At 69.3% G+C, this 19,315-nt stretch carries 15 protein-coding genes; 5 read left to right on the top strand and 10 right to left on the bottom strand.

The features are described from left to right. Window positions 1-74 precede the first annotated feature (74 nt). The 3 genes from RLT59_RS23325 to RLT59_RS23315 form a co-directional block, all read right to left on the bottom strand. Complete coding sequence (locus RLT59_RS23325; RefSeq protein ID WP_311305194.1) at window positions 75-1,889, bottom strand: BamB-related PQQ repeat family beta-propellar protein; 1,815 nt, start codon at window positions 1,887-1,889, stop codon at window positions 75-77. 250 nt (window positions 1,890-2,139) lie between these two features. Continuing rightward, window positions 2,140-3,795 (bottom strand): BamB-related PQQ repeat family beta-propellar protein, encoded by a 1,656-nt coding sequence (locus RLT59_RS23320; protein ID WP_311305193.1) that lies wholly within the window; start codon window positions 3,793-3,795, stop codon window positions 2,140-2,142. Window positions 3,796-4,039: 244 nt separating this feature from the next. Continuing rightward, window positions 4,040-5,863: an ABC-F family ATP-binding cassette domain-containing protein gene (locus RLT59_RS23315; RefSeq protein WP_311305192.1), complete on the bottom strand. Its 1,824-nt coding sequence runs from the start codon at window positions 5,861-5,863 to the stop codon at window positions 4,040-4,042. 194 nt (window positions 5,864-6,057) lie between these two features. Between RLT59_RS23315 and RLT59_RS23310 the strand changes: the two genes are divergently transcribed. Continuing rightward, window positions 6,058-6,687, top strand: a complete 630-nt coding sequence (locus RLT59_RS23310; protein WP_311307828.1) for a lipoprotein — start codon at window positions 6,058-6,060, stop codon at window positions 6,685-6,687. A gap of 29 nt (window positions 6,688-6,716) precedes the next feature. Here RLT59_RS23310 and RLT59_RS23305 read toward each other — a convergent pair whose 3' ends face one another. The 5 genes from RLT59_RS23305 to rsmI all read right to left on the bottom strand — a co-directional run bounded on the left by RLT59_RS23305 (window position 6,717) and on the right by rsmI (window position 11,018). Further along, window positions 6,717-7,616: a 4-(cytidine 5'-diphospho)-2-C-methyl-D-erythritol kinase gene (locus RLT59_RS23305; protein ID WP_311305191.1), complete on the bottom strand. Its 900-nt coding sequence runs from the start codon at window positions 7,614-7,616 to the stop codon at window positions 6,717-6,719. After that, window positions 7,613-8,590: a 16S rRNA (adenine(1518)-N(6)/adenine(1519)-N(6))-dimethyltransferase RsmA gene (gene rsmA, locus RLT59_RS23300; RefSeq protein WP_311305190.1), complete on the bottom strand. Its 978-nt coding sequence runs from the start codon at window positions 8,588-8,590 to the stop codon at window positions 7,613-7,615. Before rsmA ends, RLT59_RS23305 begins: the two co-directional genes overlap by 4 nt. A gap of 45 nt (window positions 8,591-8,635) precedes the next feature. After that, window positions 8,636-9,502: a TatD family hydrolase gene (locus RLT59_RS23295; protein WP_311305189.1), complete on the bottom strand. Its 867-nt coding sequence runs from the start codon at window positions 9,500-9,502 to the stop codon at window positions 8,636-8,638. A 39-nt stretch (window positions 9,503-9,541) separates the two neighbouring features. Continuing rightward, entirely contained in the window at window positions 9,542-9,970 is a 429-nt protein-coding gene (locus RLT59_RS23290) for a hypothetical protein (RefSeq protein WP_311305188.1), read from the bottom strand. Window positions 9,971-10,130: 160 nt separating this feature from the next. Then, on the bottom strand, window positions 10,131-11,018 hold the full coding sequence (gene rsmI / locus RLT59_RS23285; protein WP_311305187.1) for a 16S rRNA (cytidine(1402)-2'-O)-methyltransferase: 888 nt from the start codon (window positions 11,016-11,018) through the stop codon (window positions 10,131-10,133). Window positions 11,019-11,079: 61 nt separating this feature from the next. On the opposite strand from rsmI, the gene RLT59_RS23280 reads away from it, so the two are divergent. Beyond that, window positions 11,080-12,858: a dolichyl-phosphate-mannose--protein mannosyltransferase gene (locus RLT59_RS23280; protein WP_311305186.1), complete on the top strand. Its 1,779-nt coding sequence runs from the start codon at window positions 11,080-11,082 to the stop codon at window positions 12,856-12,858. A 79-nt stretch (window positions 12,859-12,937) separates the two neighbouring features. Here the strand turns inward: RLT59_RS23280 and RLT59_RS23275 are convergent, their stop codons facing one another. Continuing rightward, the gene (locus RLT59_RS23275; RefSeq protein WP_311305185.1) at window positions 12,938-13,231 is read right to left on the bottom strand and encodes a hypothetical protein; all 294 of its coding nucleotides are present in this window, start codon (window positions 13,229-13,231) and stop codon (window positions 12,938-12,940) included. Window positions 13,232-13,568: 337 nt separating this feature from the next. Here RLT59_RS23275 and RLT59_RS23270 point away from each other — a divergent pair, with 337 nt between their 5' ends. From RLT59_RS23270 to RLT59_RS23260, 3 genes are all read left to right on the top strand, one after another. Next, window positions 13,569-15,224 carry a penicillin-binding transpeptidase domain-containing protein gene (locus RLT59_RS23270; RefSeq protein ID WP_311305184.1) on the top strand — a complete coding sequence of 552 codons (1,656 nt, stop codon included), beginning with the start codon at window positions 13,569-13,571 and terminating at the stop codon, window positions 15,222-15,224. A 335-nt stretch (window positions 15,225-15,559) separates the two neighbouring features. Continuing rightward, window positions 15,560-16,408 (top strand): EamA family transporter, encoded by an 849-nt coding sequence (locus RLT59_RS23265; RefSeq protein ID WP_311305183.1) that lies wholly within the window; start codon window positions 15,560-15,562, stop codon window positions 16,406-16,408. Next, window positions 16,323-17,771 (top strand): recombinase family protein, encoded by a 1,449-nt coding sequence (locus RLT59_RS23260; RefSeq protein ID WP_311305182.1) that lies wholly within the window; start codon window positions 16,323-16,325, stop codon window positions 17,769-17,771. Before RLT59_RS23265 ends, RLT59_RS23260 begins: the two co-directional genes overlap by 86 nt. A 128-nt stretch (window positions 17,772-17,899) precedes the next feature. Here the strand turns inward: RLT59_RS23260 and RLT59_RS23255 are convergent, their stop codons facing one another. Then, window positions 17,900-19,312 (bottom strand): replication initiator, encoded by a 1,413-nt coding sequence (locus tag RLT59_RS23255; RefSeq protein WP_311305181.1) that lies wholly within the window; start codon window positions 19,310-19,312, stop codon window positions 17,900-17,902. Window positions 19,313-19,315 lie beyond the last annotated feature (3 nt).

Raw genomic sequence — 19,315 nt, 5'->3', positions numbered from 1 at the left:
GCCGGAGCCGGCCGGGGGCGGTCTGCTGTCGTCCTCGGCCGGCGGGGTTCCTGCGGGTGCCGCGGCGGGAGCCGTTACTTGCCGAAGGCCATCATGGTCTTCGTCTCCAGCTCTTCCTTGTCGTTGCTGGCGCTGACCCGCCCGCTCATGACGAACGAACGGCCGCCCTCGTAGAGGATCTTCTCGTTGTAGAAGGAGCTCTCGATCTCCGCCGTCGAGTCCGGGTGCTGGAGCACCATCTTCGGGGTGCCCCCGGTCGGCGCGAGGCTGGCGATCCCGCCGCCCTTGCCGTATCCGGCGTCCACGTAGAGCAGCAGGTTGCCGCCCTCCATCCGCAGCGGCCGCATCGTCTGCTCGGCCGGTGCGTTGGCCTTCCATTTGGTCTTGCCGGTGTTCAGGTTGAACGCGACGACCTTGTTGGTCCGGGCGGAGCCGCTGGTGTCGCCCTGCGTCGCCATGTAGAGCGTGTTGGGGTCGGTCGCGACACCCGCGCAGCCGTCGACGGACTTGCCGAAGATGGCGAACATGCCGCCGCAGTTGGTCGCGAACGAGTCGCCCTTGTCACTGACGATCTGGGAGCGCAGCGAGCCGTTCTCCTTGAGCGCGAGGATGCTCCACTTCTTGCTGTCGCCGCTGCCCTTGGTCAGCGAGACGATGAGCGGGCTCACCGAGTAGAACCGGTCGATCTCCCAGCCGCGCGCGGGCTTGTACGTCCACTTGGGCTTGCCCGTGACCGGGTCGATCTCCTCGACCTCGTGCTGCGGGTTCTCGACGTCCCCCGTACGGCAGTTGGTCGCGGCGATCAGCTTGGCGCCGCCCGCGAAGGAGAACGGCTGGCAGTTGCCGACCCGCTTGCCGAACAGTGCCTTGCCGTCGCTCACCCGGAACGCGTTGGAGGCGCCGGTGCGGCCGACCGTCACGGTGTTGCCGCTGATCGCGAGGGAGATGTCGGACAGCATGTCGAACAGACCGCTGCTCTTGATCGACTTCTTCCAGCCGGTCTTGCCGGTGTTGAGGTCGATCAGCTGGAGGTCCGCGCAGTCCGCCTTCTCCGTGGTGCCGTCCTTCACCCCGATGACGATCTTGCCGTCGGTGGTGGTCTGCGCCGGTGCGGAGCAGATGTCCGTGCCCAGCTTCAGCGTCCACTTCTGCTTGCCGTCGGCCACCGAGTAGCCGGAGACGGTGCGGTACATGCCCTTGACGATGGTGTCGCCGACTATCCAGGGGCCGTACACGTCGGCGCCGTTGCGCGGCAGGTCGACATCGTTGTTCTGGAGCCAGAGGACCTTGGCCTCGCCGTCCTTGCGCCCGGCGTTCAGGTCGTCGTTGCCCTCACGACCCGCCCCGTTGCCGTCGCCCTCGTCCACGGAGGGCGAGACGGACGGCTTCGCGTCGTCGGTGCTCTTCTCCGCGACGGGCTTCTTGTCGTCGTCGCCGCCGCTCGTGGCCAGGTAGACACCGCCGCCGATGACCAGCAGCGCGGCGACCGCGGCAGCGATGATCATCGCGGGCTTCCCCTTGAAGGGGCTGCGGCCGCCGGGACCCGCCGGACCGCCGGGGACGGGTGCGCCGGGGTACTGCTGCTGCGGATAGCCGTAACCGGGCTGCTGCGGCTGACCGTACGGGCCCGGCTGCTGCGGCTGGCCGTAGGGACCGGGCTGCTGGGCGTACGGGCCCGGCTGCTGCTGACCGTACGGGCCGGGCTGCTGGCCGTAGGGCCCCGGCTGCTGCGGCTGACCGTACGGGCCCGGCTGCGGTGGGTAGCCGTAGCCCGGCTGCGCGGGCGGCGTCTGCGGCGGGGCCTGGGGCGGCTGCGGGACCCCCTGCGGCGGCTCCTGCGGAGCGCCGAAGCCTCCCTGCGGCGGTTGCTGGCTGGGCGGCTGGGTCATCAGCGCGTCCCCCTTCGTGCGGTCCGGTGCCCGTTCCGGACTCCCCCGCGATTCCACCGGGACTCCGGGAGTCGGCCTAGACCCCCTGAATCCCCAGTGAAATGGAGCGAATCAGGCATGGATTCCGCAGTGATACGACAGTCGAGCGGGGCTTCTTTCTACCACCCGCCCCATGGCCGGATCCGGTTCGGTCCTCCCCTGTTCCCAAGGGAGGACCGCCCCGTAATACCGCCGTTATGCCTACGGTCCGTCAGGTCCCGTAGGCCACCAGGCAGCGCGTCACCGCTTCGTCCCCGTCACTGATGCCGCCGCTGATGCTCCTCATCGTGAGGTAGCTGTGTCCGTTCACGTAGTCGACGCGCGGCTCGATGAAGCCGCGCTCCACCTCGGTGCCCGACGCCGGGTGCCGCAGCACCATGGACGGGGTGCCGCCGGTGGACGGGAGGAAGGCGATGCCGCCGCCCTCGCTCTTGCTCGCGGCGGCGTACAGCAGCACCACGTCGCCAGCCATCCGCAGCGGGGTGAGGGGGTGACCGAGCGCGGACTTGGCCGTCCAGCGGGGCTTGCCGGTAGTCAGGTCGAAGGCGACGACCGTGTTCCTGGGGATCTCCTGGCTCCCGCTCTTCTCCCAGACGTTGCCGGTCGTCATGTAGAAGGTGTTCTCGTCCGCGGTCACTCCCACGCAGTCGTCGAGGTTGGTGGCGAGGCTGGCGAGCTCCAAGCACCGGGGATGCACGAGGTCGTCCCCGCCGCCGGAGAGCTGGGTGCGGTAGGTGCCGTCGGCGTTGAGCACCAGGATGCCCCACTTGTCCGACTGCTTCACCGAGGCGACGATCAGGGGGCTGGTCGAGTAGACGTTCTCGACCTGCCAGCCCTTCTTGACCTTGTAGGACCACTCCAGCTTGCCGGTGGCGGGATCCCGCCGCTCCAGGCGGTACTCCTTGTAGTCGCCCTTGACCAGACAGCTGGTCGCGGCGATCCCACCGAGACCGCTGGCGAAGGCGTACGGCTGACACGCGCCGGGCTGCTTGCCGAACAGCGGCTTGCCGTCGCCGACCCGAAAGGCGTCGGTCCTGCTGGTGCGGCCGACAGTCACGGTGGAGTCGTTGATGGACATCGCCAGGTCCGACAGCTTGTCCCAGACGCCCTCCCGGACGACCTGCTTGCGCCAGCCCATCTCGCCCGTCCGCAGGTCGATCATCTGCAGGGCGTCGCAGGCCGCGCTGCTGCTGGTGTCGTGCAGGATGCCCAAAACGATCTTCCCGTCAGCAGTGGGCCGCGAGGGCGCCGCGCACATCCTGGTCGGCAGCCGGACGCTCCACTTGACGGAGCCGTCACCGGCCGAGTAGCCGGAGACCGTGTGGTACATGGCCTTCGCGACGGTGTCGCCCACGAACCAGGGCCCGAAGACATCGGCGCCCCGGCCCGGCAGGTCCACGCCGACCTCCTGGAGCCACTGGACCTTCGCCTCACCGTGCTTGACCGCGGCATTGATCTTCCGGGCCTCGGCGTCGGGGCTGAGCGTGGGGTTGTAGTCCGGCTTGACCTTGCTCCTGGTCGGCGACGGCGAGACAGTCGGCGCCGCACTCGTGTGGGTCGGACCGGCCTCGGGCTTGCCGCCCTTGTCCCCGCTCGTGAGGAACCAGATGCCCGCGCCGGCCAGCAGGACCACGGCGAGCGCGGCGCCCAGCACCTTGCGGGTCGTACCCCGGAAGAACCCCCCGCCGCCCGGTCCGCCCGGCGGCGGCGCGGCGTACTGCGGCTGCGTCGGCTGCTGGTGCGGCGGGGCCGGGTAGCCGTAGCCCTGCGGCTGCTGCCCGTAAGGACCGGGCTGGGCAGGGGCGTTGTAGGGGCCAGGGACGGGGCCGTACGGGCCGGCCGGCTGCGCACCCGGCTGTTGAGGCACCCCCGGCTGTGCTCCCGGTTGCGGTTGGGTTCCTGGCGGCGGATCGTACGGTGCTCCGAACCCGCCCTGCGGCGGCTGCTGCTGTCCGGGTGGCTGGCTCATCGGCCCGTCTCCCTGTTTCGTTGTCCCCTGTGGTGCGGCGCGGTCGCCCGCGCCGCACCGGGCAGGGCTCCTTTCTACCACCCGCCCCACAGGCCCCTTCAGTCACACCTGTTGCAGGGTTGCGAGGGCGAAGGCCGAACGGTCAGCCGTCCTCGGCCAGTTCGAGCCAGCGCATCTCCAGCACATCGCGCTGCGCGACGAGTTCGCGCAGCTCCGCGTCCAGCCTCGCCACCTTCTCGAAGTCCGTCGCGTTGTCGGCGATCTGGGCGTGCAGCGTCGTCTCGCGGGTCGACATCTTGTCGAGCTGCCGCTCGACCTTCTGCAGTTCCTTCTTCGCCGCGCGTGCCTCCTGCGGCGAGACGCCGGGGGCCGGTGCGGCGGCGGGCTGCGAGGACGAGGTGGACGCCACCGCGGCGGGGGTACCGGCCGCCGCCATCTGCCGCCTGCGCTCCAGGTACTCGTCGATGCCGCGCGGCAGCATCCGCAGCGAGCGGTCACCGAGCAGCGCCAGCACCCGGTCCGTGGTCCGCTCGATGAAGAACCGGTCGTGCGAGATCACGATCATCGACCCGGGCCAGCCGTCGAGCAGGTCCTCCAGCTGGGTCAGGGTCTCGATGTCGAGGTCGTTGGTCGGCTCGTCGAGGAAGAGGACGTTGGGCTCGTCCATCAGCAGCCGCAGGATCTGGAGCCGGCGCCGCTCACCGCCCGACAGGTCGCCGACCGGGGTCCACTGCTTCTCCTTGGTGAAGCCGAACTGCTCGCAGAGCTGCCCCGCGGTCATCTCCCGGCCCTTGCCGAGGTCGACGCGGTCACGCACCTGCTGCACCGCTTCGAGCACCCGGAGGTTCGGGTTCAGCTCGGAGACCTCCTGGGAGAGGTAGGCCAGCTTGACCGTCTTGCCGACGACGACCTTCCCGGCCGCGGGCTGCGCGTCGCCCTGGGTGCGGGCCGCCTGCTCCAGCGCCCGGAGCAGCGAGGTCTTGCCCGCGCCGTTGACCCCGACCAGGCCGATCCGGTCGCCGGGGCCGAGCTGCCAGGTGAGGTGGGTGAGCAGCGTCTTGGGCCCGGCCTGGACGGTCACGTCCTCCAGGTCGAAGACGGTCTTGCCGAGCCGGGCGTTGGCGAACTTCATCAGCGCGCTGGTGTCGCGGGGCGGCGGCACGTCCGCGATCAGCTCGTTGGCCGCCTCGATGCGGTAGCGCGGCTTGGACGTGCGGGCGGGGGCGCCGCGCCGCAGCCAGGCCAGTTCCTTGCGCATCAGGTTCTGCCGCTTGCCCTCCTCGGTGGCGGCGATCCGTTCCCGTTCGGCACGGGCGAAGACGTAGTCGCTGTAGCCGCCCTCGTACTCGTGGACGGTGCCGCGCTGGACGTCCCACATGCGCGTGCAGACCTGGTCGAGGAACCAGCGGTCGTGGGTGACGCAGACCAGTGCGGAGCGGCGGGCGCGCAGGTGGCCGGCCAGCCAGGAGATTCCCTCGACGTCGAGGTGGTTGGTCGGCTCGTCCAGGACGATCAGGTCCTGTTCCGCGATGAGCAGCTTGGCGAGCGCGATCCGGCGGCGCTCACCGCCGGAGAGCGGGGCGATGACGGTGTCGAGTCCGTGCTCGAAGCCCGGCAGGTCGAGACCGCCGAAGAGCCCGGTCAGCACGTCGCGGATCTTGGCGCTGCCCGCCCACTCGTGGTCGGCCAGATCACCGATGACCTCGTGGCGGACGGTCGCCTCCGGGTCGAGGGAGTCGTGCTGGGTCAGGACACCGAGGCGCAGCCCGCCGTTGTGGGTGACGCGGCCGGTGTCCGCCTCCTCCAGCTTGGCGAGCATCCGGATGAGGGTCGTCTTGCCGTCCCCGTTACGACCGACGACACCGATCCGGTCCCCCTCGGACACACCGAGGGACACACCGTCGAGCAGCGCACGGGTGCCGTACACCTTGCTGACCTGCTCGACATTGACGAGGTTGACGGCCACGAACGCTCCAGCTCGAAGGGAGAACACTGAACCTTCAGCGTAGTCGCCACGGCGCGGAGCTCCTCACGAGCGCCCGCTCACCCCGGTTGCCGGCGGTACCTTGCCCGAATTGATCAAGATCCGGGCGGGTTCCCGGGTCTCTCCGGGGTGGGGAACTTCATGAGACGACGTACGGTCGCGGGCCCGCGCACGTTCTGCTGGCAGCTGTCGCGCTGCTGGCATCCGTCGCGCTGATCGGCTGCTCTTCGGAGTCCGGCGGCGGTACGGAGGCGGAAAAGAAGCCGGGCGGCGGGGCGGCCGCGCACAAGGCGGGCGACAAGGCCGTGGCCAGGGGAGGAACGGTCGGGGGCGCCGGTTCCGGCTGCGAGCTGCCCGTCGTCTTCGACCTGGCGCGGCACCGGAAGGCGAAGGCCGTGGTGCCCGACGAGCCGGACTCGGAGTTCGCCGCGCTCAGCCGGCAGGGCCCGGTCGCCCTGGTGTGCGAGATCGACGCGAAGCCGGCCGGGCACATCGGATTCCTGCGGGTGTGGCGGGGCGACGCCGAGTCCGGCACGCCGCGCGAGGCGCTGGAGGGCTTCGTGAAGGCCGACGAGAACGCCTCGAAGATCACGTACACGGAGTCCACGGCCGGGAAGCTGTCCGTGGCCGAGGCCGGCTACACCGTCCACAGCGAGATCATGGAGGAGTCGCGCCCGGCCCGCGCCTTCGCCGTCGCCACCCCGGACGGGCCGGTGGTGGTGCACCTGGACGGGCTGGACGCGCAGGAGCACGAGGGGATGCGCCCGGCGTTCGAACTGGCGAAGCGGAGCGTCCGGCTCGGCTGAGCGGGGCCGTACGCTCCGGTCCACCCCCGTCAGCGGAGTGTCGCCCCCGCCGCCGGGGACGCCGCGACCCGGGCGGTGCGGCAGGTCGCGGAGGCGGTCAGGGCGTCCGCGATCTTCCTGGCCGACGCCTCGTCCTCGGCCAGGAACGCGGTCGTCGGGCCGGAGCCGGAGACCAGCGCGGCCAGGGCGCCCGCGCCGGTGCCCGCCGCCAGGGTGTCGGCCAGCGAGGGCCGCAGCGACAGCGCGGCGGGCTGGAGGCCGTTGCTCAGGGCTGCGGCGAGGGCCGTGGTGTCGCCGGTCCGCAGCGCCTCCAGGAGCACGGGGGACGCGACGGGCTCCGGTACCGCCATCCCCGCCGTGAGCCGGTCGAACTCGCGGTACACGGCCGGGGTGGAGAGGCCGCCGTCCGCGACGGCGAAGACCCAGTGGAAGGTGCCGCCGGTCTCGACCGGGGTCAGCCGCTCGCCCCGGCCGACGCCGAGGGCCGCGCCGCCGACCAGGCTGAACGGGACGTCGCTGCCCAGGTCCGCGCAGATGGCCAGCAGCTCGTCACGGGTGGCGCCGGTGGACCAGAGCGCGTCGCAGGCCAGCAGGGCGCCGGCCCCGTCGGCGCTGCCGCCCGCCATTCCGCCCGCGACCGGGATGTCCTTGTCGATGTGGATGTGCACCCGGGGCTCGATGCCGTACCGCCCGGCCAGCGCGATCGCGGCACGGGCGGCGAGGTTGGTGGCGTCCAGCGGGACCTGGGCGGCGTCCGGCCCGGCGCAGGTGACGCGCAGTGCGTCGGCGGGGGTGACGGTGATCTCGTCGTAGAGGCCGACGGCAAGGAAGACGTTGGCCAGGTCGTGGAAGCCGTCGGGGCGCGCGGCACCGACGGCGAGCTGGACGTTGACCTTCGCGGGTGCCCGGACGGTGACGCTCTCGCTCATGCGGATGGCTCCGGCCTGTTCTCGGCGGACGTGGTCTCGGCTGACTTGCTCTCGGCGGGCTCTGACTCGGCCCGCTCGGACTTGGCCCGCTCTGCTTCGGCAGACTCGGCTTCGGCGGGCTTGTTCTCGGCGATGGCGGCGAACTCCTCGACGGTCAGCGCCTCGCCCCTGGCCTGCGGCGAGATCCCGGCCGCGACCAGGGCGGCCTCCGCGGCGGGCGCGGAGCCCGCCCAGCCGGACAGGGCCGCGCGCAGGGTCTTGCGGCGCTGGGCGAAGGCGGCGTCGACGACCGCGAAGACCTCGGCCTTGCTCGCCGTGGTCGCGACCGGCTCGGCCCGGCGCACCAGGGACACCAACCCCGAGTCGACGTTCGGGGCGGGCCAGAAGACCTTGCGGCCGATGGAGCCGGCGCGCTTGACGTCCGTGTACCAGTTGGCCTTGACCGAGGGCACTCCGTAGACCTTGTTGCCCGGCCGCGCGGCCAGCCGGTCCGCGACCTCCGCCTGGACCATGACCAGGGTCCGCTCGATGGTCGGGAAGCGGTCGAGCATGGTGAGCAGCACCGGCACGGCGACGTTGTACGGAAGGTTGGCGACCAGCGCGGTCGGCGGCGGGCCCGGCAGTTCCCGTACCAGCATCGCGTCCGAGTGGACGAGGGCGAACCGGTCCGCGCGCCGGGGCATCCGGGCGGCGACCGTGGCGGGCAGGGCGGCGGCGAGCACGTCGTCGATCTCGACGGCGACGACCCGGTCCGCCGCCTCCAGGAGCGCCAGGGTCAGCGAGCCGAGGCCGGGGCCGACCTCGACCACCACGTCGTCCGGACGGACCTCGGCGGTCCGCACGATCCGGCGGACCGTGTTGGCGTCGATGACGAAGTTCTGGCCACGCTGCTTGGTGGGGCGTACGCCCAGCGTCGCGGCCAGCTCGCGGATGTCTGCGGGGCCCAGGAGGGCGTCGGACTCTGTGGTGCTCACCCGTTAAGCGTAAGTCGCTCGCGGACCTCTTTCGCCGGGCGCCGCTCAGTAGTCGAACGCCCGAGCCGTGTTACCGGCGACCGCAGAGGCCAGGGTGGACTCGTCGAGGCCCTTCACCGCCGCCATGGCGCGCAGCGTGACCGGAATCAGATACGGCGCGTTGGGCCGTCCGCGATACGGGGCGGGGGTGAGGAAGGGGGCGTCCGTCTCGACCAGGACCAGTTCGAGGGGTGCCACGACGAGCGCGTCGCGCAGCGGCTGGGCGTTCTTGAACGTCACGTTGCCCGCGAAGGACATGAAGTACCCGGCGTCCGCGCAGATCCGGGCCATGTCCGCGTCGCCGGAGTAGCAGTGGAAGACGGTCCGCTCGGGGGCGCCCGCGTCGGCCAGGACGCGCAGCACATCGGCGTGCGCCTCGCGATCGTGGATGACGAGCGCCTTGCCGTGCCGTTTGGCGATCTCGATGTGGGCCCGGAAGGACTCCTCCTGGGCCGCCACGCCCTCGGGGCCGGTCCGGAAGTAGTCGAGCCCGGTCTCCCCGACGCCGCGTACGTGGTCCAGCGCGGCCAGTGCGTCGATCTCGGCGAGGGCCTCGTGGAGCGCCGCCGTGCCACCGGCCTCTCGTGCGCCCTGCCGCGAAGAGCCCTCCGGATCGCCGTGCACGATCCGGGGCGCCTCGTTGGGGTGCAGGGCCACCGCCGCGTACACGCTCGGGTGAGCGGCGGCGGTCTCTGCGGCCCAGTGCGAGCCCTTCACGTCGCAGCCCACCTGGATCACGGTGGTGACGTTCACCGCGGCGGCCCTGGCGAGGCCCTCCTCCACGGTGCCGTCCTGCATGTCCAGGTGGGTGTGCGAGTCAGCGACCGGCACCTCAAGGGGTTCGGGCAGCGGCGGGGCTTCGGTACGGCTCATGGCCACGATGGTACGAGGACGGGGCCCGGGGGCCGGGGCTCACCTGCGGTGGAAGGGGTGCAGCAGGTCCGCGAGGTGCCAGTGGTGCTCGCCAGCGGGGACGGCGGTGGCGGCCACGGCCTCCGCCTTCCGTCCGCGGGTGTCGGCGGTGGTGTCGGCGTCGGCGGGGCTCCCGGCAGGCGTACCGGCCGGGTTGCTGTCGACGGGCAGGCGGTTGCGCATCAGCTGCTGGACGGTCGAGACGCGGCCGGATCGCATGATGCGCACGACGTGCCCGCCGCAGTTGGCGCAGGTGGGCGTGTAAAGGGGGGAGGGCACGCGCTGGCCGTCCGCCTTGTAGACCACGAAAGCGTTGTTGGAGGCGTCGACGTGGTGCTCTATCTCGTAGGCCTGTTCCCAGCCGTGTCCGCACCTCATGCAGGCGAAGGCGTATGCCTCGTGCACGGTGGTTGCTGCGATCTCACTCATGCCTGCTCCTCTTGTCCGCCGGACAAGCACTCCGGAGAATGCGTCCCGTTATCCAGTGGACGCCTTTACCGGCACAGGCGCACCGGGCCCTGTCGAGTGTTGGAGCGGTCTTGGGCTTCTCGTGGCAAAAGAGGCCGGTACGCGGCTTTCGCTTTGCCTTTCACGATAGTCCTTTGCCCTCCGGGGGGCCGGTCCGAGCCGCGTTCTTTGCCGCGACCACCGCGTCGAACACTTCGCGTTTGGGCAGGCCGGCGGCGGTGGCGACGGCGGCGATCGCCTCCTTCCGCCGCTCCCCCGCCTCCTCTCGCACCTGCACCCTGCGTACCAGCTCGGTGACGTCCAGTTCCTCGGCCCCGGAGTCGGCCGCGCCCTCGACGACGACGGTGATCTCGCCGCGTACGCCCTCGGCCGCCCAGGCGGCCAGTTCGCCCAGCGGTCCGCGCTTCACTTCCTCGTAGGTCTTGGTCAGCTCACGGCAGACGGCGGCGCGCCGCTCCGCCCCGAACACCTCGGCCATCGCGGCGAGGGTGTCGTCCAGCCGGTGCGGGGCCTCGAAGAAGACCATGGTGCGGCGCTCCGCGGCGACCTCGCGCAGCTTGCCGAGGCGCTCGCCGCCCTTGCGCGGCAGGAAGCCCTCGAAGCAGAACCGGTCCACCGGCAGCCCGGACAGGGCGAGCGCGGTGAGCACCGCGGAGGGGCCCGGCACCGCGGTGACCTTGATGTCCTTCTCCACGGCTGCGGCGACGAGCCGGTAGCCGGGGTCGGAGACGGACGGCATCCCGGCGTCCGTGACCAGCAGTACGCGGGCCCCGCCGGTCAGCGCCTCGACGAGTTCCGGCGTACGGGCGGACTCGTTGCCCTCGAAGTACGAGACGACACGCCCTGTGGTGTGGATGCCCAGCGCCTGGGTCAGCCGGCGCAGCCGGCGGGTGTCCTCCGCGGCGACGACGTCCGCCGTCTCCAGTTCGGTGGCGAGGCGTGGCGGGGCGTCCGCCACATCTCCGATGGGGGTCCCTGCGAGTACCAGCGTTCCAGTCGTCTCCGTCACAAGTCCATTCTCCCAGCACGGGCGGCACCACTCGCACAGATGCGTTCCCTACGATGGCGCGGTGACGAGTACAGCGCCCGATGCCCGGCAGGGCCAAGACGCCGGGGATCAGTACGGCCCGGAGCCGACTTCCTGGCAGCAGCGGCTGCGCCGCTTCGGCCATTCACCGCGGCCCGGGATCGGGCTGCGGGAGCGGCTGGTTCCGCCGTACACCCGCCCGGGGAACCGGCTGTGGGCGGTGCTCGGGGTGCCTCCGGGCCTCGCGGAGCGGCTGCTGCGCTGGTCGGCCTGGGGCGGTCCGCTGCTGGTGGCGCTGGTCGCCGGGGTGCTGCGGTTCTGGAACCTGGGCAGCCCGCACGCGGTGATATTCGATGAGACGTACTACGCCAAGGACTCCTGGGCGCTGATCAACCAGGGTTACGAGGGGGCCTGGCCCAAGGACGTCGACAAGCTGATCCTGGACGACCCGTCCAAGGTGAGCGTCCCGGTCGACCCCGGTTATGTGGTGCACCCGCCGGTCGGTAAGTGGATCATCGGGATCGGTGAGCAGATCTTCGGCTTCACGCCGTTCGGCTGGCGGTTCATGGTCGCGGTGCTCGGCACGCTGTCGGTGCTGATGCTGTGCCGGATCGGCCGCAGGCTCTTCCGCTCGACGTTCCTGGGCTGTCTGGCGGGCGCACTGCTCGCGGTGGACGGGCTGCACTTCGTGATGAGCCGTACGGCGCTGCTCGACCTGGTGCTGATGTTCTTCGTGCTGGCCGCGTTCGGCTGCCTGCTGATCGACCGGGACTGGGGCCGGCGCCGGCTCGCGGCGGCGCTGCCGGTCGACGCGGAGGGGGTGCTGCGGCCGGACGTCGTGGTGGCGGAGCGGCTGCGGCTGGGCTGGCGGCCGTGGCGGATCGCGGCCGGGCTCATGCTGGGGCTGGCCTTCGCCACCAAGTGGAACGGACTGTACATCCTGGTCGCGTTCGGCCTGATGACGGTCCTGTGGGACGTGGGCGCGCGGCGTACGGCGGGCGCGATGCGGCCGTACGCGGCGGTGGTGAAACGGGACCTGGTCCCGGCGTTCGTCTCCACGGTGCCGGTGGCGATCCTGACCTATGTCGCCTCGTGGACCGGCTGGATCATCCACAACTCCCCCGCCCGGCACGGCTATTACCGGGACTGGGCGGCGACCGACGGCAGGGGCGGCAGCTGGACGTGGCTGCCGGACTGGCTGCGCAGCCTGTGGCACTACGAGTACCAGGTCTACGAGTTCCACGTGAACCTGACGTCCGGGCACACCTACCAGTCCAATCCGTGGAGCTGGATCGTGCTGGGCCGGCCGGTCTCGTACTTCTACGAGGAGCAGAACGGCTGCGCCGCCTCGGAGACCGGCAAGTGCGCCCGCGAGGTGCTGGCGCTCGGCACCCCGCTGCTGTGGTGGGCCTCCTGCTTCGCGCTGGTGTACGTGCTGTGGCGCTGGGTCTTCCGCCGCGACTGGCGGGCGGGCGCGATCGCGTGCGGGGTGGCGGCGGGCTGGGTGCCGTGGTTCCTGTACCAGGAACGCACCATCTTCCTTTTCTACGCGGTGGTGTTCGTACCGTTCCTCTGTCTCGCGGTGGCGATGATGATCGGGGCGATGCTGGGGCCGGCGGCGGGGACCGGGGCGAAACACGAACTGGGCCTGACGGCCGGTGACCCCTCGGGCGAGCGGCGCCGGACGCTGGGGGCGGTCGCGGCCGGCGTGCTGGTCCTGCTGATCGCCTGGAACTTCATCTACTTCTGGCCGCTGTACACGGGGACCGCGATCCCGGAGGGTTCCTGGCGCGACCGGATGTGGCTGGACACCTGGATCTGACCGGCTGGACGGACGTCTGGGGGGCGTGGCCGGTGGCCGCGGCCCCCAGACGTCTATCGGCCGCCGAGGGCGCGGGGCGTCAGGACAGCCTGATGCTTCCGCCGGGGTCGACGTCCCCGGAGTCACCGGCGCCGATGACGTTCACAGGCCCGTCCGCGCAGGCCGCGTCGAGGAAGACCTCGGCGTCCGAGTCGGTCTGGTTGTCGACCTGGGCGCCCTCGTCACTCGCGGCGTAACAGCCGGCGCCGGGGTTCTCGTACGACACTCCGTTGACGATGAGCAAGCCGCTCGCGGCGACTGCCGACTGGGTCCCGGCGAACGCGAGCATGCCGGCAGCGGCGATGCTGCCGAGGGGAATCAGGGTGCGACGCATGTGGGGGGTCCTCCTGTTGTCAGGGGTTGCACGTGATTTGTCAGGGGCACTTTCTGCCTGCCCCCACCAGCAATGATCACCATCAGTCGCGCTCGATAAATAAAGAGCCATCACAACGAGTGGGCCTGGACGCCTCCTTGACGAGAAGGCTTGACGGACGTGAACACGAACACGGAGGGGAAAGAACCGGATGCCCGTATATGGCCGCCCTGTTCACGCCACACCGGATCGCGTTCCGATAACAACCGGCTCCGCTGTCACTACCGTCCCGTAAAGTGCCGGGAAAAGCCTCCTTGAACGTGTTCAAGGAGGCCTCCTGGGGAGGGGGACTGCAGGAATGCGCAGTGGAGTGAAGATAGGCATAGTCGGCGGGGTGTTCGCGGTCGTGGTCGGCGGGGTGGGCTACGGCGCGTACAACATCCTGGACGGGCTCGGGGACAGCGGCGTCGGGGGCGGCTCGGACACCGAGACCGCCTCGCAGGAGGTGCGGACCGGGCCGGTCACCGAGCAGGAGATAGCCGACACGTCGAAGAAGTTCCTCGCGGCGTGGGCGAAGGGCGACGCGGCGGTCGCGTCCCACCTCACCAACAACGAGGGCGACTCCGGACCGGCGTTGGCCGGCTACCGCGATACGGCCCACGTCACCAAGGCCGTGATCACGCCCGGCCCGGCGGTCGGCGCGAAGGTCCCGTACACCGTCGAGGCGACCGTCTCGTACAAGGGGAAGACGAAGCCCTGGTCGTACAAGTCCGAACTGACCGTGGTGCGCGGCCAGTCCACCGGCCACGCGCTCGTCGACTGGAAGCCCGCCGTCCTCCACCCGGACCTGGCCAGGGGCGAGTCGCTGGAGACGGGCGAGGCGCGGACCGCGCCGATCGAGGCGGTCGACCACAACGGCCAGGTGCTCACCAAGGAGAAGTACCCCTCGCTCGGCGCCATCCTGGACGAGCTGCGCAAGAAGTACGGCGGGAAGACCGGCGGCACCGCGGGCATCGAGACCTGGATCAACAGCGCGACCGAGGACGGCGCGGACAAGACGCTGCTGACCCTGGTCAAGGGGAACCCGGGCAAGCTCCGGACCACGCTGGACGCGAGGGTCCAGGCGGCGGCCGAGCGGGGCGTGAAGAAGTTCGAGGAGTCGTCCGTGGTGGCCGTCGAGCCGTCGACCGGCGCGATCCGCGCCATCGCCAACAACCGGAAAGACGGCTACGACGCGGCCCGGTGGGCGAAGGTGGCGCCCGGCTCGACGATGAAGATCGTGACGGCCGCGATGATCATCCAGAACGGACTGGGCAGCGCGAACGGGCCGGTCAAGTGCCCGTCCAGCGTGACCTGGAAGGGGGTGCCCTTCCACAACCTGAACAACTTCGAGATGACGGACGGCCCCACGTTGAAGCGGGCCTTCGCCAGGTCCTGCAACACGGCGTTCATCAAGCCGGTGCTGCCGCTGGGCGACGGCAAGCGCGACACCGCGCTCGGCGTCGAGGCCGCGCAGTACTTCGGGATCGGCCGCAACTGGCAGGCCGGCATCGAGACGGTCGACGGCAGCGTGCCCGAGTCCCACGACGCGGAGACGGCCGCGTCGTTCATCGGCCAGGGCAAGGTCGAGATGAACCCGCTGAACATGGCCTCCGTCACCGCCACCGCGATCACCGGCCAGTTCCGGCAGCCCTACATCGTCCCGCAGAGCCTGGACAACCGGACCTTCGCCGTCGCCAACCCGCTCCCGGGCGGGGTGTCGGCGCAGCTGAAGGAGATGCTGCAATACACCGCCACCGCCCAGGAGGGCACCGGCACCGAGGCCATGGCGCGGGTGGGCGGCACCAAGGGCGCCAAGACGGGCTCCGCCGAGATCGACGGCCACGCCTCGTCCGACAGCTGGTTCACCGGCTTCAGCAACGACCTGGCAGCGGCGGCCCTCGTCCAGTCGGGCGGCCACGGCGGGGACGCGGCGGGACCGGTCGTCGCGGAGGTCCTGCTCGCGGGTCCGTGAGCGGGGCGGACGCGCCCCGAAGAGGTTGACGAACGCCGTCCCGTTTCCTGATAGTCGTAGAAGTGGATCAGGCCCGTCCGCGAGCACGAACCGTCAGCTGGTACAGGGGGGAGCGCCATGGCCGTCGGCTGGATACCGCTGCTCGCGCCCGCCGTCGCGGGCGCGGACGCGGTCGGCCGACGGCTCCGCCGCTGTCCGGGAGGCATCGGGTTCGCCTCATCCATGAGTGCGATCCCCGTATCCCCGGAGCACGCCAGGATCCCGACGCCGCCCACACCACCCGCCGGCACGCGCTTACCGGCCACCGCCCCCGCTGAACAGAACCAGGTACCACCGTGACACCGCTCGTCGCCACAGCCGTCCTGATAGCCGCGTTCACACACGCGGGCTGGAACGCCATCGCACACGCGATCAAGGACCAGCTGGTCTCGTTCACCCTGATCTCCGGCGGCGGGCTGCTGATCGGCGCGGCCGCCGCCGCCTTCGTCCCGTTCCCGGCCGCGGACGCCTGGCCGTACCTGGCCCTGTCCGCCGCCCTGCACGTGACGTACATGCTGCTGCTGATGCGCTCGTTCACCCTGGGCGACTTCGGCCAGATGTACCCGATCGCCCGGGGCACCGCCCCGCTCGTCGTCACCGTCCTGGCCGCCGTCTTCGTGGGCGAACGCCCGGACGGCTGGGCCACGGCGGGCGTCGCGGTGGCCTCAGCGGGGCTGGTCGGGATGGCCCTGTGGGGCATCCGCGGCTCCGGCAAGCGCCCGCACCGGCCCGCGATCGTCGCCGCGCTGGCGACCGGTCTCGCCATCGCCGGCTACACGACGGTCGACGGCGTGGGCGTACGCGCCTCGGGCAGTTCGCTCGGATACATCGCCTGGCTGATGATCCTGGAGGGCGTGGCGATCCCGGTCTACGCCCTGTACCGCCGCCGCTCCGCACTGCCCGCCCAGCTCCGCCCGTACGCCCTGCGCGGACTGCTCGGCGCCGCCCTCTCGGTAGCGGCGTACGGCCTCGTCCTCTGGGCCCAGACCCGCGCCGCCCTGGCCCCGGTCGCCGCCCTCCGCGAATCCTCCATCACCCCCCGCTCATACAGTGATCACTATGAGTCACCCCAGGAAGCCCAAGACCGTCATCACCGCAGGCGAGCATGCCTCGATCTACTGCCGTATCTCGCATACGCAGGATGACGACCAGACCGGCGTAGATCGACAGGAACGCATCTGCCGCGAGATCGCTGAACGGCTACAACTGCGCGTAGATCCGGAACACGTCTACATCGACAACAATCGGTCCGCTTGGAAGCGCAACCGAAAGCGTCCCGGCTGGGACCGAATGCTGATTTCCATGGCCGAAGGTGAAACCCGCCATGTGATCGTTTATCACCCCGACAGGCTCATGCGGCAGCCCAAGGACCTCGAAGAATTGCTATCCATCGCAGATGAACGGCGCATCATGTTGCACGGAGAAGCGAATCGGCGCAACCTTTCCGACCCGGATGACCGATTCATCCTGCGAATCGAAGTAGCACACGCCTGTCGTTCATCCGACGACTCATCGCGTCGGCTAAAAGACATGTGGATTGATCACGCGAGTGAAGGTAAGCCGCATTTCGGAAATCGCCCCTACGGCTACACGAAAAACGGCAGGGAGATCAACGAGGACGAAGCGAAAATCGTGCGTGAGGTATATCTTCGCTATCTCGATGGAGAATCGCCCTCAGCAATCGCAAAGGATCTCTACGCCCGCAAAATTCCGACATCAAAGGGGAAAAAATGGCAGGCTGAAAACGTACGCCATCTACTTTCGTCGCGATACGTAGCGGCGATCAGGTCACACCATGGCGAAGAGGTGGCTGTTGGCACTTGGCCCGCCATCATCGACCGAGGTCAATGGAACGAGGTACAAGAACGCCGCACCCACCGAGCCGCCCGAATTAGCAAGAATCGGAAGAATTCCGACCGGTACTATCTGCTGCGCGGAGTAGCCACATGCGCATGTGGCGCACGCATGGCAGGCAGCAACTCCGCGCGTTATGCGTACTACCGTTGCACACGAGCCAAAATCCATGGCGAGGGAAAGTGTGACCGATCCATTTCCGCTGGCCCGTTGGAATCGTTCATGCGGGATGTCGCAATTGCTGCGCTCTCGGAACTGGATACTTCTGGTTGCACGGTAGCGACTTCGAGGAGCGATGCAGATATCCGGGCAGATGAGCTGGATCAAAGGAAGCTCAAAGAGCTTAATCAAATGTGGCTGGATGACGACGCATTCACTGCCACAGAGTATAAGGACATGCGAGCTGAGATCATGAAGCGCATCAAGGAACGACAGCTACAAGCCGTTCAACGCCCAATCAAACTACTGGACGGGATCGCCGGCCCGGCAGCGGAAGAAAACTGGAAAGCTCTTGAGCGAGCAAACGACCATCACCGCATGAACGCAATCTATCAGTTTCTGTTTTCTGCCGTAATCATCCACCCACCCAATCGAAAGGGGGGCCCGGTATTCGACACCGATCGTGTCGAGACTCGACCGAACCCCTTGGGCTAGAAACCGTCACGTTCGGGCCCTAGAAGTCGAGCGAGTCGGGCCGCACTCTTCGGCCCGACTCTTCTAGGAAATTTGGCAGCTTCTCGCCTAACAGCCCTTGCCCACTTGTCAGCACTCCGCGAGACCACCTAGAATCCCTCCTCTCTCCGCACATCACGGAGTTGAGCTAGGTCACTAGCAATTCCTGCGGCAATCAGCATTTCCGAGTCAGTGTGTCCGCTGCCTACATAGCGCCAGGCTGATTCAGTAACACGAACCACAGCCTCATCGAGTGCCATATCGTCCCTTTCGAAATGATGACTGCATCGCGAAGCCCGCAGTTCGCCATACGTAGTCGAGTAACGGAGGGATTTCGTGAGAATGTGGCCCCGGAAGCCGAGCGCATGGGCCCACATTCGTAGACGCAGGTGATCAAGTTCTGGCAATCGACCGAGGCGCCAACAGGTAAGCATCAACGTGCGCAGGTGCGCCGATACGGGCAGCAGCCCGATCTCTTCTGCCGAAGTGACGGGGCGGTCAGTTCCGCCCGCATCCCCGACACTCTTGGAAACGTATTTGGCGATATACGCGGCAACCGCTTGATCAGACATCCGAATGTCGGCCGCACTCGCATCGATAGGGTGGCAGTCGGTCTGAGCTCCCCATCTAAAGATGGGTTCACCGAGCGCGCTCACGTGCGGCATAGGTACATAGACGGGCCCTGCGGCCCTTTTTACTGCGGTGGCGAGCAGGTCAGCAGTGGCCCAGGTGGGGGGCTGCGAATCAGGGCCGTTGGGTCCGTCGAGGCGAATGACGGCGTGGAAATGCACCGCGCCACGTCGTTGGTATTCAGCGACTTTCGCGAAGCTCAGGCGTGCGTGATCGCGGAGACGGGATTGGGTAATGCCTGCTTCGGTGGCGACGTGTCGGCGGATGCTGATGGTGGTGCGGTTCCAGAGGTCTCCTGCGTGTGCGTGCCAGAGGACGTGTCCCGTGTAGTCATAGCAACGAGTGCAGAGAGGTTTCCCAGCCGCTTGGTCCTCTTCCGTGTGGGTGAGCCCGCACCCGAGAGAGCGCCCGTGCTCACAAGCGTTGGCATTGCGGCGGGGACGGCAGGGTGAGCCGTCACGGGTGATTCGGTGGACTGCGCCGAAGGACGGGGCGGTGAGGGTTACGAAGAGCCGGGGGTGAAGGGCCACGGTTGCGGGGGTGCCTTTACCGCCGAGGAGTCCGGCCCGGACGAGATGGAAGGTGTCGCCCGCGTGGAGGCGGGAGCAGGGCGGGCAGACGGATTCCCGGCGGTTGCGGCACCGGATGGGGAGGCGCCCACCGGGTTCGGTGGCTGTGTCGTAGTGGCGGAGCACAGCGCCTGTTGCAGCGTCGATTGTGGTGGTGTGTCCGGAGAGGTAGACGGGGTGGGCGCATCCTCCGGTGGCTTTGATCTGTTCGAGCCAGCGCCGAAATCCTGGCTCGTTGGCAAGGCGGATGAGATCGCGCTCGGTGTCGGTCAGGTAGGGGCGCCCCGCCGGGGGAACGGGGCGCCGGAAACTGTTGGAATCCATGGG

The sequence above is a fragment of the Streptomyces sp. ITFR-6 genome (assembly GCF_031844725.1).
Lineage (GTDB): Bacteria > Actinomycetota > Actinomycetes > Streptomycetales > Streptomycetaceae > Streptomyces.
The sequence above is the reverse complement of the archived record's forward strand: the minus strand, read 5'-3'. Positions and strand labels throughout refer to the sequence as shown.

Coding starts and splice junctions, on each gene's coding strand:
- RLT59_RS23325 (WP_311305194.1), bottom strand. CDS start 1,889: ATGACCCAGCCGCCCAGCCAGCAACCGCCGCAGGGAGGCTTCGGCGCT.
- RLT59_RS23305 (WP_311305191.1), bottom strand. CDS start 7,616: ATGAGCGAGAGCGTCACCGTCCGGGCACCCGCGAAGGTCAACGTCCAG.
- RLT59_RS23295 (WP_311305189.1), bottom strand. CDS start 9,502: ATGAGCCGTACCGAAGCCCCGCCGCTGCCCGAACCCCTTGAGGTGCCG.
- RLT59_RS23290 (WP_311305188.1), bottom strand. CDS start 9,970: ATGAGTGAGATCGCAGCAACCACCGTGCACGAGGCATACGCCTTCGCC.
- RLT59_RS23275 (WP_311305185.1), bottom strand. CDS start 13,231: ATGCGTCGCACCCTGATTCCCCTCGGCAGCATCGCCGCTGCCGGCATG.
- RLT59_RS23270 (WP_311305184.1), top strand. CDS start 13,569: ATGCGCAGTGGAGTGAAGATAGGCATAGTCGGCGGGGTGTTCGCGGTC.
- RLT59_RS23260 (WP_311305182.1), top strand. CDS start 16,323: ATGAGTCACCCCAGGAAGCCCAAGACCGTCATCACCGCAGGCGAGCAT.
- RLT59_RS23255 (WP_311305181.1), bottom strand. CDS start 19,312: ATGGATTCCAACAGTTTCCGGCGCCCCGTTCCCCCGGCGGGGCGCCCC.